Source organism: Streptomyces spongiicola (assembly GCF_003122365.1).
Taxonomy (GTDB): Bacteria; Actinomycetota; Actinomycetes; order Streptomycetales; family Streptomycetaceae; genus Streptomyces; species Streptomyces spongiicola.
Genome location: NZ_CP029254.1, coordinates 5,226,790 through 5,241,074, shown reverse-complemented (window position 1 = coordinate 5,241,074; position 14,285 = coordinate 5,226,790). Strand labels below are relative to the sequence as shown.

Here is a 14,285-nt window from a genome sequence, read left to right as displayed (position 1 = left end):
CGTCCGGCACCTCTGCTGCGGGCCCACGCGATCGTAGGGCCCACTCATGCAACTTACTGAAGCTTTACCTAGTTCCCGACTCCGGGGCCGGAGGAGGCAGGATATTGAGCATGTCCAACGTTTCCCCCGGCGGCCCCCCGATGGCCGCGAGCCCGCTCACCCGCGCGGTGCTCGAAATCGACGAGTACGCCTCCGGCCTCGGCTGGGACCAGCCGGCCCGGCTCTTCGCCCTCGTCGACACCGCGAAGCTGCGCGCCCAGGAGCCGGCTCTCGCCGCCCAGCTCGGTCTCGACGAACCCGGCGACCCCGACGGAGCGGGCGCGGCCGCGCCGCTGACCCCGGTCGAGCAGGACGAGATCCCCTCCGGCGCCCCGCTGGACGAGTTCCTCGCGACGATCGCCTGGCCCGACGCCGTGGCGGGGTGCGCGCTCACCGTGGAGCGGCTGATGCTGCCGCCGTCCGCGGAGGCCTCCGTCCCCGAGGGCCTCGACGAGGCGGGCCTCGCCGAGTGGGTGGCGGCGCACCCGGACCGCCAGGAGGTCCGGATGACCGTGGCGGTGCTGCGGGACGGCGCCCGGGAGTCGGCGCTGCGGCTCCGGGACAAGGACACCGCGACCGAGGTGCTCACCGGAGCCGACCTGGTGCCGGGACTCGCCGAGGCCCTCTCGGCGACCTTCGAGGCGTAACGGCGTGTAGCAGCGCCGAGGGCGTGGAGCGGGCGTGAGGGCGCGTGTCGTGGTCGCGGCACGCACCCTCACGGTCCGGCGGCACTCCCCCCTCACGCCCCACGCGGGAGCCAGGCGCCCCGTCGGCCCGTCGGGCCCGGCGCTCCGTCGGGCCCGGCGCTCCGTCGGGCCCGGCGCCCCGTCGGGCCCGGCCGGTGCGGGTGCCGCGCTTCCCGGGAAGGACCTCTCAGCCCTCGGAGCAGCCGGGCAGACCGGCGGTCTTCCCGGTGCGGATCTTCTCCAGCGACTTCGTCGCGTCGCCGATCGTCTTCACCCTGACCAGCGTGAGGCCGTCGGGGACACCGGCGGCCGCTGCGGCGCAGTTGGCGCTCGGCGTCAGGAAGTACTTCGCCCCCGCGTTCCGCGCGCCGACCAGCTTCATCTCGATGCCGCCGATGGGGCCGACCACGCCCCGGTCGTCGATCGTCCCCGTACCGGCGACGAACGCGCCCCCCGTGAGGTCGGTCGGGCTCAGCTTGTCGACGATGCCGAGAGCGAACATCAGCCCCGCGCTCGGGCCGCCCACGTCGGCCAGCTTGATGTCGACGGAGAACGGGAAGGTGTGGTCCGTACCGGCCGTGATGCCCACGATCGTCCGGTCGGCCTGCTCCGACCGCACCGTGCCGACCTGCACGTCCTGGGACGCCGTGGGCTCCCTGCCGGCCTTCTCCGCCGCCGCGGCCTCCTTCGCCGGGACGATCGTGAAGGCCACCCTGTCGCCTGGCCGGTGCTTGACCACGGCCCGGGAGACGTCGTCCGGCCGCTTCACCGGCGTGCCGTCGACCGCCTTGATCACATCGCCCGCGTGCAGGGCGCCCTCCGCCGGGCTGTCCTTGCGGACCGAGGAGACGACGACGCGGGAACTCACCGGGATCCCCAGTTCGCGCAGGGCCGCGACCTTGGCGCTTTCCTGGGACTGGCTGAACTCCTCCGCGTTCTCCTGGTTCGACTGCTCCTCGGTCTTGCCGTCCGGATAGAGCGTCTCATGCGGCACCACGACGTTGTCGTGCGCCAGCCAGCCGTACACGACCTCCGCCAGGTTCATCCGGTAGTCCGCGCCCGTGACCCGCACCGTCGTCATGTTGAGATGACCGGAGGTCGGATAGGTCTTGCGGCCGGAGATCCGGAGGACCGGCTCGCCACCGGAGTCGCCGAGGGTGTTCACCGTGGGCCCGGGCGTCATCTCCGAGTACGGCGGAGTCATGAGCACACCCACGCAGAGCAGCACGATGAGGACCAGGGTGGAGGCGAGCATCGTCGCTGTGCGGCGTGGCATGGAACGACAGTACGGGACCGGACTGTCAGTGCACCTGTCGGGCCGGTCCGTACGGGGCCCGGGGCAGAGCACCGCACAAGGGCACATCAGACGCCCGGGGGAGACGGCAACGCTCCCCGTGAGGGGCCTCGGCGACCCGCCGCGTCAGACCGCGTCCGTCCCGGAGTGGGACCTCTCCATCGCGTCACGGAAGCGCGCGTAGCCGGCGAGTTCCGCGATATCGCCGGTGGTCCGGTTCCTCGATGCCCATCTCCCCCATATCGCCGCGCCGACGACGGCGAAAAGCGGGATCAGCAACCAAGCTAGCGCCGCCATCACGACCTCCCTACCCCAGAAGCTGGAACCACTGCCTGTGCAGCCGACCGATCAGCAGATTAACCGAGTGCCGCTTCAACGCTGGTGCCCGGGGGGCGGTTACGCAAATCGGGCCATCGGTCGCCGTACGACACCGCTCCACGCCGACCCTCCCGCCCGCCACCCCACAACGACGGCGCTACACACCGACCCACCCACCCGCCACCCGACCACCACCCCACAACGACGGCGCTACACACCGACCCACCCACCCGCCACCCGACCACCACCCCACAACGACGGCGCTACGCGCCGACCCATTCTTCGGTGCCGTCGGAGAACTGCTGGTGCTTCCAGATCGGGACCTCGTGCTTGAGGTCGTCGATCAGCTTGCGGCACGCCTCGAAGGCCTCACCCCGGTGCGGGCACGAGACGGCGACGACCACGGCCAGGTCCCCGACCTCCAGGTCGCCCACGCGGTGGACGGCGGCCAGGGCCCGGACCGGGTACTCGGCGGCGGTCTTCTCCGCGACACGGCGCAGCTCGGCCTCGGCGGTGGGATGGCAGGAGTAGCCGAGCGCCTCGACGTCCGCGCCGCCGTCGTGGTTCCGCACGGTGCCCACGAACAGCGCCGTGCCACCGGCCGCCGCATCGCCCACGGCACGGAACACCTCGTCCACGGAGAGCGGGGTGTCCCTGATCGCCAGCAACCGGATCGGGTCCTCCGCCGCCTGCTCACCCGGGTGATCGTCAATGCGTCCCATGGAGCCATCGTGCCGCACACCGCCGACATCCCGGAATAGCGCATTCGACCGGGCGGCGGCGAAGGAGGTTGGAGTCTTCTACAGAGGCCGGGGACCGCACTCCGGTTCCTTCTCCCGGTCAGGAGAAGGGGGTTCCCCAGGCACACCGGGAACGCGAACCGGGGCAGTCCCCGGAACCGATCCCAGGACAGGTCCCGGCTCAGATCGCAGGGATCCCAGGAGAGGTCCCGGCACAGGTCCGGGCACAGGTCCGGGCTCAGATCCCAGGACAGATCCCCGCTCAGATCCCGGCTCAGATCCCGGCACGGACCCACAGGCGGCACCCCGGGCGGGAGAACCGCCACCGGAGCACGAGCGCCGCCGCCGCGGGGCCGCTTCCGGGCCCCGGCGCGAGCCCGCCTCAGAGCCCGCGGCGCTTGCGGGCGCGGCGGACGAGGGCCGCCGTGCCCAGCAGAGCGACGGTCGCGCCCGCCGCGCCCGCCGCCGCGGTGGCGTCCTTGCGGCCCAGCCGGCGCCCTGCGACCGTGTGCCGGCCCTGGACCTCCTCGAGCAGGGCGCCCAGCACCTCCTCATTGGTCCACCGGGGACGCCAGCCGGCGTCGTGCAGCCTGCCGACACTGACGACCCAAGGATGCATGGTGTACGCGAGGTCGCCCGCCGGCGAGGGGGTGAGGCCGATGCGGTGCAGTCGCGCCGCCGCGCCGAGGGCGACCGCCGAGGGCAGCTCCATGCGCCGGATACCGCTGAACTCCTCGACCTCCTCCTGTTCCAGCCAGCCGTCGCAGCCGACCGCGAACTCCCCGTCGACCTTCTCGAGGGCCGCGTACTCCAGCGCGCTCACCAGGTCCTCGACATGGCAGAACTGCCAGGTGGGACGGGAACCCGCGACGACGAGCAGTCTCGGCGACTCGAAGTAGCGGGTGAGCGCCGTGTCGGTGCCGCCGACCAGCACGGCGGGCCTGGCGACGGTCACGTTCAGGCCGGGGTGGGCGCGAGGAGCGCGGCGGCCCAGCCGCTCGATCTCCAGCAGATCGCCGACGGCCGTGGCCTCCGCCGTGGCACGCAGCTCCGCGTCCTCCGAGAGCGGGACGTCGTTGTCGGCCAGGGCCCCGTACACCATCGCCGAGGTGCACAGCACGACGCGGCGGACACCCGCGGCCGCGGCTGCGGTGAGCACGGTCTGCGTACCGCGCACGTTGTACGCGCTACGTGCCGCGGAGTCGGTCTCGAGGTCGAGGTCGAGCGCCAGGTGCACGACGACGTCGGCTCCGCGGAACTTCTCGGCGATCGCCGGGTCGCGGACGTCCAGGACGTGCCAGTGCGCCTCGGGGACGTCGCCCCGGCGCTCGTCGACCGCGACGACCCGGCCGATGTCGTCCGACGCTACGAGGCGCCTGGTCAGCAGGTCGCCGACGCCGGAGGCGGCGCCGGTCACCGCGACCACGGGGCCGCGCCCCGGGGCCGGGGTCGAGGGGTTTCGCGTTGCGCGAACCTGCGGGTCTGGGGAACTCACCGGGCGTCTCCAGCGGTTGTCTTCAGTACGTGCGCGGACCGTCGTGTACGTACGAGGTGGCGTCCATCCTGCCGCAGGCAGTGAGCCGGTGGAGCATCCAGCCCATGTCCGGCCGCACATGTCGACGCCTCCGCCGCCGGCCGGGCGACGCTTAGGCTGGTGGTGTTGTCGGGCATTCGCCGCCGGCGGGAAGCCGGTGGCCCTACGAGCCGAGGAAACCCGTGAGTGACACCCCATTCGGATTCGGCCTTCCGCCGGAGGAGCCGGAGAGCGGCGACGAGGGCAAGAAGAAGGACCCTGCCGGAGGCGGGCAGGGCTCCGGGGGCGGCCAGGGAGGCCAGGGCGGCCCGGCCAACCCCTTCGGATTCGGCTTCCCCGGGGGCGGGCAGGGGCCCGGCGGCGGGGACAACCCGTTCGCCGCGATCTTCGGCTCGCTGAACCCGACCGACCTCGGGGCGGCCTTCCAGCAGCTCGGCCAGATGCTGAGCTACGAGGGCGGCCCGGTGAACTGGGACATGGCGAAGCAGATCGCACGTCAGACCGTCTCCCAGGGCACTCCGGACGGCACCAGGGACTCCAGCGTCGGCCCCGCCGAGCGTGCCGCGGTCGAGGAGGCCGTGCGCCTCGCCGACCTGTGGCTCGACGGCTCCACGTCCCTGCCGTCCGGGGCCGGCACCGCCGTGGCGTGGAGCCGCGCCGAGTGGGTCGAGTCGACCCTTCCGGCGTGGCGGCAGCTCGTCGACCCGGTCGCCGAGCGCGTGGGTGTCGCCATGGGCGATGTACTGCCCGAGGAGATGCAGGCCGTGGCGGGTCCGCTGATCGGCATGATGCGCTCGATGGGCGGCGCCATGTTCGGCCAGCAGATCGGCCAGGCCGTCGGCGTGCTCGCGGGCGAGGTCGTCGGTTCGACGGACGTCGGCCTGCCCCTGGGCCCGGCCGGGAAGGCCGCGCTGCTCCCGCTGAACATCGAGGCGTTCGGCAAGGACCTTGGCGTCCCCAAGGACGAGATCCGGCTCTATCTGGCGCTGCGCGAGGCGGCCCACCAGCGCCTCTTCGCCCACGTTCCGTGGCTGCGCTCGCATCTGTTCGGCGCGGTCGAGGGCTACGCCCGCGGGATCAAGGTCGACACGTCCAAGCTCGAGGACGTGGTGGGCCAGTTCGACCCCGCGCACCCCGAGCAGGTGCAGGAGGCGCTTCAGCAGGGCATGTTCCAGCCGGAGGAGACCCCCGCGCAGAAGGCCGCGCTGGCCCGTCTGGAGACCGCGCTGGCCCTGGTCGAGGGGTGGGTGGACGCCGTGGTGCACGACGCGGCCGGGAACAGGCTGACGTCGGCGAACGCCCTGCGCGAGACGCTTCGCCGCCGCCGCGCCTCGGGCGGTCCCGCGGAGCAGACGTTCGCCACCCTCATCGGTCTCCAGCTGCGTCCACGCCGGCTGCGGGACGCGTCCCGGCTGTGGGCGTCGCTCACCGACGCACGCGGTGTCGACGGGCGCGACGGGCTGTGGGCGCACCCCGACATGCTGCCGACGGCCGACGATCTCGACGACCCGGACGGGTTCGTCCACCGTGAGCAGCTCGACTTCTCGGAGCTGGACAAGATGCTCGGCGACGCGGCCGAGGGCCGGGACGGGGACGACACCCAGAAGTGAGTCTGTACGACGACGCGGTCCGCGTGCTCCAGGGCTACGACGGCGGACAGCGGGAGCTGCGCCGGGCCTATCTGGACCATCTCGCGGACCGCCCCGACGGCGTGTGGAAGGCCTGCCGGGCCGGGCACATCACGGCCAGCGCCCTGGTCGTGGACCCGGCGCGGGAGCGGGTGCTGCTGACCCTGCACAGGAAGCTCGGCATGTGGCTGCAGATGGGCGGCCACTGCGAGCCGGGGGACGCCGGGCTCGCGGACGCGGCGCTGCGCGAGGCGACCGAGGAATCGGGCATCGCCGGGCTGGGTCTGCTGCCCGGAGGTCCCGTGGCACTGGACCGGCACGCGATCCCGGCACCGTGCCAATGGCACCTGGATGTGCAGTACGCGGCGCTGGCGGCGCCGGACTCGGCTCCGGCGATCAGCGACGAGTCACTCGACCTGCGCTGGTTCGGCTACGCGGAGGTGGCGGATGTCGCGGACGCGTCGGTGGTCCGTCTTCTGGAGCGGACCCGCGCCAGGCTCTAGCCGGGCCGGTGCCGGGCAGAGCCGGGCACCGGCCCCGCTGCGATGCGGTTTCGGCCCGGCTCCGATGCGGTCTCGGCCCGCCTTCCGCCCGCACCGGCCCGGCTTCGGCGGCTGTCCCGGCCAGGCATTCCCCGGGTACCGGCGCGGCGCCGGGTGCGCCGAGCCGCCCCCTCTGCTCCATGCCCCGGACGGCCCGGGATCCGTTCGGCAGATCGGCAGACCGTCCCGGTCGGTTCGGGGCGGCCGATCAGAGCCGGCCGGGTGATGACGGGGCCGGGTGACCGAGCCAGGCGATCAGGGCCGGGGGGGCAGAGCCGGGCGGGCAGGGCGGCACCGGGTGGCTCCGGCATGGCACCGGGGCGGGTCAGATCAGAGGCGGCACCGGGGCGCGTGAGGCGGCATCGGGGCGGTCCGCGACCGACGGACCGCCCCCGACCGGTCGCCGTGTGCTCAACCCCAGACGTTGTGCTGGTTCTGGCCGCGGGATCCATGCTGGCCGGCACCGAACTGGGCCCTCACACCCTGACCCACCTGCGCGTGCTGCGGCGGCAGGACCTCACTGGGCTGGACGAGTGCGAAACCCTGCCCGAGGAAGCTCAGTTCCCAGCCCTCGCCCGTGTCGCCCCGGCGGCGCCAGACCCCGGCGGAGTGGGTCTGCGCCTGCATCTGCACCCGCAGCGAGGACGACCAGGCGACGATCGCGTCGGCGTCCGCGCTCACGTACCTGTCCGGGGTGACCTGCATCATCAGCGGCTGCCCCGAGGTCATCAGGGCGACCTTCCCCCGCCCGGTGATGCTGGTCTGGTACTTCCCGGAGCCGGAGATGCCGTACCGGCTGTCCACGGCGACGACCTCCGTGTGCAGTGCGGAATCCAGCGCCAGCACATAGGCACTGTCCACCGTGATGCCCTCCTGGTCCACGTCCACCACGTGGACGTACTGGGCGAGGTTGGCGAAGTAGACCGTGCCCTGGCCCGAGCAGCGCATGAGATCGAGGCCCTCGCCGGTGCGGGCCCGGGCGCCGCGCCGGCCCGGCGATTCGTACTCGCCGTCGAAGTCGATCAGTCCCTGGTAGGCGACCATCGCGCCCTTGCGGGCGAGGACGTCGTCGTCTCCGCTGAGCGAGACCCGCAGGAGCTGCGGGTTCTGCACGGCATAGCGCTCCTGGGACTGCTGTTCCGTGTGGCTGAAAAGCGGGCTCTGCATGATGTGTTCTCGCTCCCCCTCAGCCCCGGACCCGCAGTCGGTCGGTGCTGTCCTCGCTCGGCTGTACGACGACGACGCCCTGGCCGGAGAAGGCCATCTGGAAGGCCTCTCCGCTGCCCCGCCCGATCAGGGAGGACGCCTTGAAGCTGCGCTTGCCCTTCACCCTCAGATTCGGCGACCAGGCCACGAGGGCGTCCGGGTCGACGTAGGTCTCGTCCTCGCCGCGGCCGCATTCCACGACGACCGGTGTACCGCGCGAGGTGAGGGCGACCCAGCCGGTGCCCGAGACCGTGATGTTCCACAGCCCCTGGCCCGCGAACTTGGCGAGGCCCTTGACCCTCTCGACGCCCCACTGCAGATGCGCGTCGAAGGCCAGCAGATTGGTGCCGTTGACCGAGATCGAGTCGTCGTCGAGATTGACGACCACGACGTCGGCCCCGTAGTCGGCCAGATACAGCAGTCCGTCACCGGAGCACTTCATGACGGGCGCGCCCTCGCCGGTGACCCACTGGCCGGCGATCCGGCGGACGGCGGGCGGGTTCGGCTCGTACTGGATGAAGCCCTCGTAGGCGACCATGGAGCCGGCCCGGGCGAACAGGTCCCGGCCGGAGGCCATGGCGACCTTGAGCATCGTGCGGCCGTGGTTCTCCATCCGGGCCACCGCGGGCGTCGGGGCGAAGCCCGCGAGTTGCTGGTTCATTCTCCGGGCTCCCTCAGACCTCGTAGGGCTGGACGACGACGAAGTTGCCGGGGGCTCCCCGGAACTGGAGGTTCACGGTCTCTCCGCTGTGGCCCGGGAAGGCGTTGCGGCGCAGCCGCACCTGGCTGGAGAGGATCACCTGGGAGGCCGCCGACCAGGCCACGACGGCGTTGGCGTCGGCGAACGTGGTGGGCGTGACCGGGAGGACGACCGGGACTCCGCGGGTCTTGACGACGACCGTGCCGGTGCCCTGGAACTGCATCGTGAACAGTGCCCCGCCGGGTATGCCGTGTCCCTCGATGCGGCGGACCTCGTGCTGCAGCGACTCGTCGAAGGCGAGCACGTTCTCCGCGGAGACGCAGATCGCGTCCCCCTGGAGTTCGACGGGGTGCAGCTGCGCGGCGTCCTCGGCGAGGAAGACCTGGCCGCGGCCGCTGCACCGCATCAGCTGCATCTCCTGGCCCGTGGCGTTCCCGACGAGCCGACCGGAGAAGCCGGCGCCCTTGTAGCCGAAGTCGACCTTGCCCTGGTACATGACCATGCTGCCCTGGCGGGCCAGCACGGGTGTGCCGCCCACGGCCAGGTCGACGCGCATCAGCTGCTGGTTCTGCGGGGTCCACCGCTGGCCGGTGGGCAGCTCCTCGTACGGCTGAAGGGCCGCTTCAAGGCCCGGACCGGTCCCCGGGACGCCCTGGGGGACGCCCTGCGGCACCCCGGGCACGCCGTACGGGGCGGGCTGCTGCGCGTAGGGGGCCGGCGCCGCGGGTACCTGCCCCGTCGGCGGGCCCGGGACCCGTCCGAACCGAGGCTGCTGCGGGGGCTGCCCGTACGGGGGCGGGGCAGGGGGCGGCACCGTACCGGCGGGCGGGCTCATCGGGGCGGCGATCGTCGGCGCCGCGTGCGGCTGCGGGGCGGGCGCGCCGAACCCGGGCGGCGGCTGCGGCGGTCCGGCCGGCGGGGCCGGGGGCCCGGCGGGGACCCCGAACGAGGGCGCCGGAGCCGGGGCCGGAGCGGCCGGCGGGGCGAACCCGGGGACGGCCTGCGGCTGCTGCGGAGCGGGCTCCTCCTCGGCCACCTCGCCGCCGAAGTTCTTCAGCAGCGCGTCGAGGCCGCCGTCGAAGCCCTGGCCGACGGCGGCGAACCGCCAGACGTCCCTGAGGTAGAAGTCGCCCAGCATCACGGCGCGTTCGGTGGAGAACTCCGAGCCGGTGAAGGCGTAGCGGACGACCTCCTCACCGCCCGCGACGATCCGGATGTATCCGGGGCCGATCTGCGACATGTGACCTGAGCCGTCGATGGTCGCGGTGAACGACAGCCGGTGGATATGCGCGGGAAGGCGGTCCAGCGTGACGCGGAACGACTCCGTGTCGCCGGCCTGCGCACCGAGCAGCTGAATCGACTCCTCGGGCGACTTCGGCTGGTTGAAGAAGACGAAATAGCGTTCGTCCGACAGCCGTTCGTCGGCGTCGAGACCGAAGCAGCTGATGTCGAAGCTCAGCCCGGGGGCGGAGATCTGCACACCCACGTACAGATCGGTCCCCGGTGTCAGGTCACTGATCCTGGCCTTGTGGCCGCGTTGGAATTCCCTGGCCATGCGTAACGACCGTCCCCCCGTCCCGACGACTTGCGATTGCGTCGAGCCAGGCTAACGGCTTGCGGTGACATCGGGCCGAGCCGGGACGCTTTCGGTACGGGATCGGAGCAAGTCACCCGCCCCGGGCGGCCGGAAGGTGCGGCAGGCGGTCCGCGGCGACCACCCCCTCCAGGTAGCCGCGGGCGCGCTCGGTGCGCGGGTAGGCGTCCAGGAGCCGCCAGAAGCGGGGCCCGTGTCCGGGCACCAGAAGGTGGGCCAGCTCATGGAGGAGCACGTAGTCCACGACGTACTCCGGCATGCCCTTCAGCCGGTGCGAGAGGCGGATGCTGCCCTCCGCGGGAGTGCACGACCCCCAGCGGGTGTTCTGGTTGGTCACCCAGCGCACCGACGCCGGCCGCGCGCGTCCGTCGAGGTACTGCCCGGAGAGCAGGCGGGCGCGTTCCGCCAGCTCTCCGTCGCCGAGCGCGCGCCTGCTCTCCTGGGCCGCGAGCTTGTCCAGCATCACCGTCACCCAGCGCTGCTCCTCCGCCTCACTCATCCGGGCGGGGATCAGCACGACGGTCCGGTCGCCGTCGCGGTACGCGGAGACCGTTCGGCGGCGCCTGGCGCTGCGCCGCACCTCGACCGCGCTCGTCGCGGCGGGGCGGGGCGGTTGGGCGGTCGTGCTGCGGTGTTGGCTCGGGGCGGGGAGCGGTCGGTCGGCGGACACGCCCCGACGGTACCGGCTGGAGCGGGGGAAGTCCCGCCCCGGGCGGTTCGGGGCCGGACGGGGAAACGATAGCGCCCTGTCCCAAGGCGCACGGCGCACGGCGCACGATTCGAATGACCAATACCCCATACCTGTGGACAACTTTTTCCGCGCTCCGGCGGGGGCGGGCATTCTGATGCCGCACGGAATCGGTCTCACCCGATGGGCCGCCGGGACTCCCCTGATCGCGCACCGACGGGGCCCGGTGAGATCCAACGAACGTCAAACGCGGAGAGTTGGGCCGCGTGCTCAGTAATTCGTCTGCGAACGGGGGTTGTTGTGCATCCGGTGGTGAAGCCTGCACTGCGGCAGGCGTGGCGGGATCTGCGTCATGTGCAGTTCGGGGTGACGGCGGCCCATGCGGTGGTGATGGGGCCCGTGGACACGGCGACCGGCAGCCTGATGTCGCTCATCGACGGCACACGGGGGCTGCCCCGGCTGCGTGAGGAGGCCCGGGCGATAGGGCTCCCCGACGGCCATGTCGACGCTCTCCTGGAGCGGTTGGGAGAGGCGGGCCTGGTGGACGACGTGACGGGTGGGGGTCCGGCGGCCTCCGCTCTGCGGAAACGGAAGGAAGCGTACGACCGGCTGCGCCCGGACCTGGCGTCGCTGTCGGTGGTCCATTCCGAACCGGGCGGCGGCGCGGCCCGGCTGGCTGCCCGCAGCGCGATGCGGGTACAGGTGCGGGGCGCGGGCCGGGTCGGTGCCGCACTCGCCGCCCTGCTGTCCGCCTCCGGGGTGGGCCGGGTCGACGTGCTGGACGGAGGTCGTGTGGAGCCGTGGGACGTGGCGCCCGGCGGGGTGCCCCCGGAGGCCGTCGGGGAACGCAGGGCCGTCTCCGCCCAGCGGCTGGTGCTCAGGTCCGCGCCCGGCCGGGGGCGGCGGACGGCCCGGCGGTCCGACGGCGCACCGCCGGAACCACCACCGCTCTCCCTGGTGGTCGTCGCCCCCCGTGACGGCTTCCCCGCATACGCCCCGGATCCGGTGGCGGCCGAGAACTGGATGGCCACCGGCACCCCCCACCTGTATGCGGGTGTGGTCGAGGCGTCCGGAGTGGTGGGCCCGCTGGTACTGCCGGGAGGCTCGGCGTGCGCCGGCTGTCTCGCACTGGGGCGGGCCGACCGGGACCCGGTGTGGCCGCGGATGGCGGCCCAGTGGCGTACGCCCCGCCGCCAGGGGACGAACCCGGGTCCGTGCGACCTCGGACTGGCCACGGCGGTCGCCGGCACGGCGGCCTCGCACGCCCTGTCGTTCCTGGACGGTGAACTGCCGACCAGCGCGGGCACCCGCTGGGAGGTGTCACTGCCGCTGCTCGAGTGGCGATCGCGGCGGATCCGGGCCCACCGTGACTGTCCCTGCGGCGCGGCTGGGCAGACTCGGGGGGAGTGCGCCTCGGGGGCGGGGACGCCGCACGACACAATGGCCGGGGCAGCGGCGCCGACGGAGCAGTTCCGGATGGTGGACGCGGCGCGGCAGCTGGGAATTGGAGGGGCGCATGTCTGATCTTCCCCGGAAGGCGGTCACCCGCACGGCCAAGTTGGCCACTCTGCCACTGGGTTTCGCCGGCCGCGCCACCTGGAGTCTGGGCAGGCGGATCGGCGGCAGGTCCGCGGAGATCGTGGCGCGCGAGTTGCAGCAGCGCACGGCCGAGCAGTTGTTCAGGGTGCTAGGTGAGCTGAAGGGCGGTGCGATGAAGTTCGGGCAGGCCCTGTCCGTCTTCGAGTCGGCCTTGCCCGAGGAGGTGGCCGGGCCCTACCGGGCCGCGCTCACCAGACTCCAGGACGCCGCGCCCCCGATGCCCGCCCGCACGGTCCATGAGGCGCTGGCGGAGCGGCTGGGCGGGGACTGGCGCGGGCTCTTCCTGGAGTTCGAGGACAGGCCCGCGGCGGCCGCATCCATCGGCCAGGTACACCGAGCGGTCTGGCACGACGGGCGCGAGGTCGCGGTGAAGGTCCAGTATCCGGGGGCAGGAGAGGCACTGTTGTCGGACCTGTCCCAGTTGAGCCGGTTCGCCAGGCTGCTGGGACCGCTGATCCCGGGAATGGACGTCAAGCCACTGATCGCCGAACTCCACGACCGGGTGGCGGAAGAGCTGGACTACGCACTTGAGGCCCGGGCCCAGCGGGAGCACGCCGCGGAGTTCGCGGGCGACCCCGACGTGGTGGTGCCCGATGTGGTCCACCAGGCCGACCGGGTGCTGGTCACCGAGTGGATGGACGGCACTCCGCTGGCAGAGGTGATCAGCGACGGCACGCGGGAACAGCGGGACCGGGCCGGCCAGCTGCTGGCCCGGTTCCTCTTCTCCGGCCCCGCCCGGACAGGGCTGCTGCACGCCGATCCGCACCCGGGCAACTTCCGGCTGCTCTCCGCGGCCGGTGCGGAGGAGGGCGAAGGAGATCCGACCCGGTGTCGGCTCGGCGTCCTGGACTTCGGCACGGTGGACCGGCTGCCCGGCGGACTCCCCCGGACGATCGGCGATTCGCTCCGGATGACTCTGGCGGGGGAGGCCGACGCGGTCTACGGGGTGCTGTGCGAGGAGGGCTTCGTCAAGGAGTCGATCGACCTCGACCCCGACGCGGTGCTGGAGTACCTGCTGCCGATCATCGAACCCGCGGAAGCGGACCGGTTCACCTTCACTCGCGGCTGGATGCGCGCCCAGGCGGCCCGGATAGCGGATCCCCGTTCCCCCGCACACCAGTTGGGCAGGCAGCTCAATCTGCCGCCGGCCTATCTGCTGATCCACCGTGTGACACTGAGCACGATCGGCGTGCTCTGCCAGCTGAACGCGACCGTGCGGCTCCGGGACGAACTCGAGAGCTGGCTGCCCGGTTTCCTCGCCGGTGCCGAGACCGGCGGCGAGAGCGGCGGCGAGAGCGGTGCCCCGACCGGCGGTGAGGCAGGTGCCGAGACCGGCGACGTTGCGGCGGAGGTCTGACCTCGGCCGGCCCGTTCCCGGAGGCGGCGCCGGCCCAGTCCTCCCAGCAGGCGGGAACCGTCCGGCCGGGAGCGGGATGGCCCGGCCGGGGGCGTCCGGTCACCACCAGGACGAGTCGAGCCGCCCCTCGATGGACCTGATGTTGGCCCGAGCGCACTCGTCGCAGAAGTAGTGCCGGCGTCCGCTCTCCACGGAGCAGGTCCAGGTGGGAGGAGTGCCCTCGGCGACCGCGCCGCACCGGGAACACACGACGTTCTCGGCACCCGGCTGAGCAGGGTGAGGAGTCTGTTCGTCCACCACGTGACGATAACCCCGGGCGGTGCCCGGGACGGGACAACGCACCGGTGGGGGCCGGCCCGC

General features: G+C 72.7%; 14 protein-coding genes. 5 read left to right on the top strand and 9 right to left on the bottom strand.

The window, feature by feature from the left end; all coding sequences use genetic code 11:
- Positions 1 to 110 precede the first annotated feature (110 nt).
- Positions 111 to 686 carry a PPA1309 family protein gene (locus DDQ41_RS23005; RefSeq protein WP_162602720.1) on the top strand — a complete coding sequence of 192 codons (576 nt, stop codon included), beginning with the start codon at positions 111 to 113 and terminating at the stop codon, positions 684 to 686.
- 226 nt (positions 687 to 912) lie between these two features.
- Here the strand turns inward: DDQ41_RS23005 and DDQ41_RS23000 are convergent, their stop codons facing one another.
- The 4 genes from DDQ41_RS23000 to DDQ41_RS22990 all read right to left on the bottom strand — a co-directional run bounded on the left by DDQ41_RS23000 (position 913) and on the right by DDQ41_RS22990 (position 4,572).
- Positions 913 to 2,001, bottom strand: a complete 1,089-nt coding sequence (locus tag DDQ41_RS23000; RefSeq protein WP_174720313.1) for a YlbL family protein — start codon at positions 1,999 to 2,001, stop codon at positions 913 to 915.
- A 144-nt stretch (positions 2,002 to 2,145) separates the two neighbouring features.
- Positions 2,146 to 2,316: a hypothetical protein gene (locus DDQ41_RS31750; protein WP_167450275.1), complete on the bottom strand. Its 171-nt coding sequence runs from the start codon at positions 2,314 to 2,316 to the stop codon at positions 2,146 to 2,148.
- A gap of 284 nt (positions 2,317 to 2,600) precedes the next feature.
- Positions 2,601 to 3,059, bottom strand: a complete 459-nt coding sequence (locus DDQ41_RS22995) for a molybdenum cofactor biosynthesis protein MoaE (protein ID WP_109296181.1) — start codon at positions 3,057 to 3,059, stop codon at positions 2,601 to 2,603.
- A gap of 400 nt (positions 3,060 to 3,459) precedes the next feature.
- Entirely contained in the window at positions 3,460 to 4,572 is a 1,113-nt protein-coding gene (locus DDQ41_RS22990) for an SDR family oxidoreductase (RefSeq protein WP_109296180.1), read from the bottom strand.
- A 221-nt stretch (positions 4,573 to 4,793) separates the two neighbouring features.
- On the opposite strand from DDQ41_RS22990, the gene DDQ41_RS22985 reads away from it, so the two are divergent.
- The gene (locus DDQ41_RS22985; RefSeq protein WP_109296179.1) at positions 4,794 to 6,221 is read left to right on the top strand and encodes a zinc-dependent metalloprotease; all 1,428 of its coding nucleotides are present in this window, start codon (positions 4,794 to 4,796) and stop codon (positions 6,219 to 6,221) included.
- The gene (locus tag DDQ41_RS22980; protein ID WP_109296178.1) at positions 6,218 to 6,742 is read left to right on the top strand and encodes an NUDIX hydrolase; all 525 of its coding nucleotides are present in this window, start codon (positions 6,218 to 6,220) and stop codon (positions 6,740 to 6,742) included. Before DDQ41_RS22985 ends, DDQ41_RS22980 begins: the two co-directional genes overlap by 4 nt.
- Before the next feature lie 450 nt (positions 6,743 to 7,192).
- On the opposite strand, the gene DDQ41_RS22975 is transcribed toward DDQ41_RS22980, so the two are convergent.
- The 4 genes from DDQ41_RS22975 to DDQ41_RS22960 all read right to left on the bottom strand — a co-directional run bounded on the left by DDQ41_RS22975 (position 7,193) and on the right by DDQ41_RS22960 (position 10,951).
- A complete protein-coding gene (locus DDQ41_RS22975; protein ID WP_109296177.1) occupies positions 7,193 to 7,948 on the bottom strand; it encodes an AIM24 family protein in 756 nt (251 codons plus the stop codon).
- Between the two features lie 19 nt (positions 7,949 to 7,967).
- Positions 7,968 to 8,648: an AIM24 family protein gene (locus DDQ41_RS22970; RefSeq protein WP_109296176.1), complete on the bottom strand. Its 681-nt coding sequence runs from the start codon at positions 8,646 to 8,648 to the stop codon at positions 7,968 to 7,970.
- Between the two features lie 13 nt (positions 8,649 to 8,661).
- Positions 8,662 to 10,242 carry a TerD family protein gene (locus DDQ41_RS22965; RefSeq protein WP_109296175.1) on the bottom strand — a complete coding sequence of 527 codons (1,581 nt, stop codon included), beginning with the start codon at positions 10,240 to 10,242 and terminating at the stop codon, positions 8,662 to 8,664.
- Between the two features lie 112 nt (positions 10,243 to 10,354).
- Positions 10,355 to 10,951, bottom strand: coding sequence for a M48 metallopeptidase family protein (locus DDQ41_RS22960; RefSeq protein ID WP_109296174.1), 597 nt, complete (start codon positions 10,949 to 10,951; stop codon positions 10,355 to 10,357).
- A gap of 318 nt (positions 10,952 to 11,269) precedes the next feature.
- Between DDQ41_RS22960 and DDQ41_RS22955 the strand changes: the two genes are divergently transcribed.
- Positions 11,270 to 12,493 (top strand): ThiF family adenylyltransferase, encoded by a 1,224-nt coding sequence (locus DDQ41_RS22955; protein ID WP_109296173.1) that lies wholly within the window; start codon positions 11,270 to 11,272, stop codon positions 12,491 to 12,493.
- Positions 12,486 to 13,925 carry an ABC1 kinase family protein gene (locus tag DDQ41_RS22950; protein WP_109296172.1) on the top strand — a complete coding sequence of 480 codons (1,440 nt, stop codon included), beginning with the start codon at positions 12,486 to 12,488 and terminating at the stop codon, positions 13,923 to 13,925. Before DDQ41_RS22955 ends, DDQ41_RS22950 begins: the two co-directional genes overlap by 8 nt.
- 99 nt (positions 13,926 to 14,024) lie before the next feature.
- On the opposite strand, the gene DDQ41_RS22945 is transcribed toward DDQ41_RS22950, so the two are convergent.
- Positions 14,025 to 14,222, bottom strand: coding sequence for a hypothetical protein (locus tag DDQ41_RS22945; protein WP_373995449.1), 198 nt, complete (start codon positions 14,220 to 14,222; stop codon positions 14,025 to 14,027).
- Between the last annotated feature and the right edge of the window lie 63 nt (positions 14,223 to 14,285).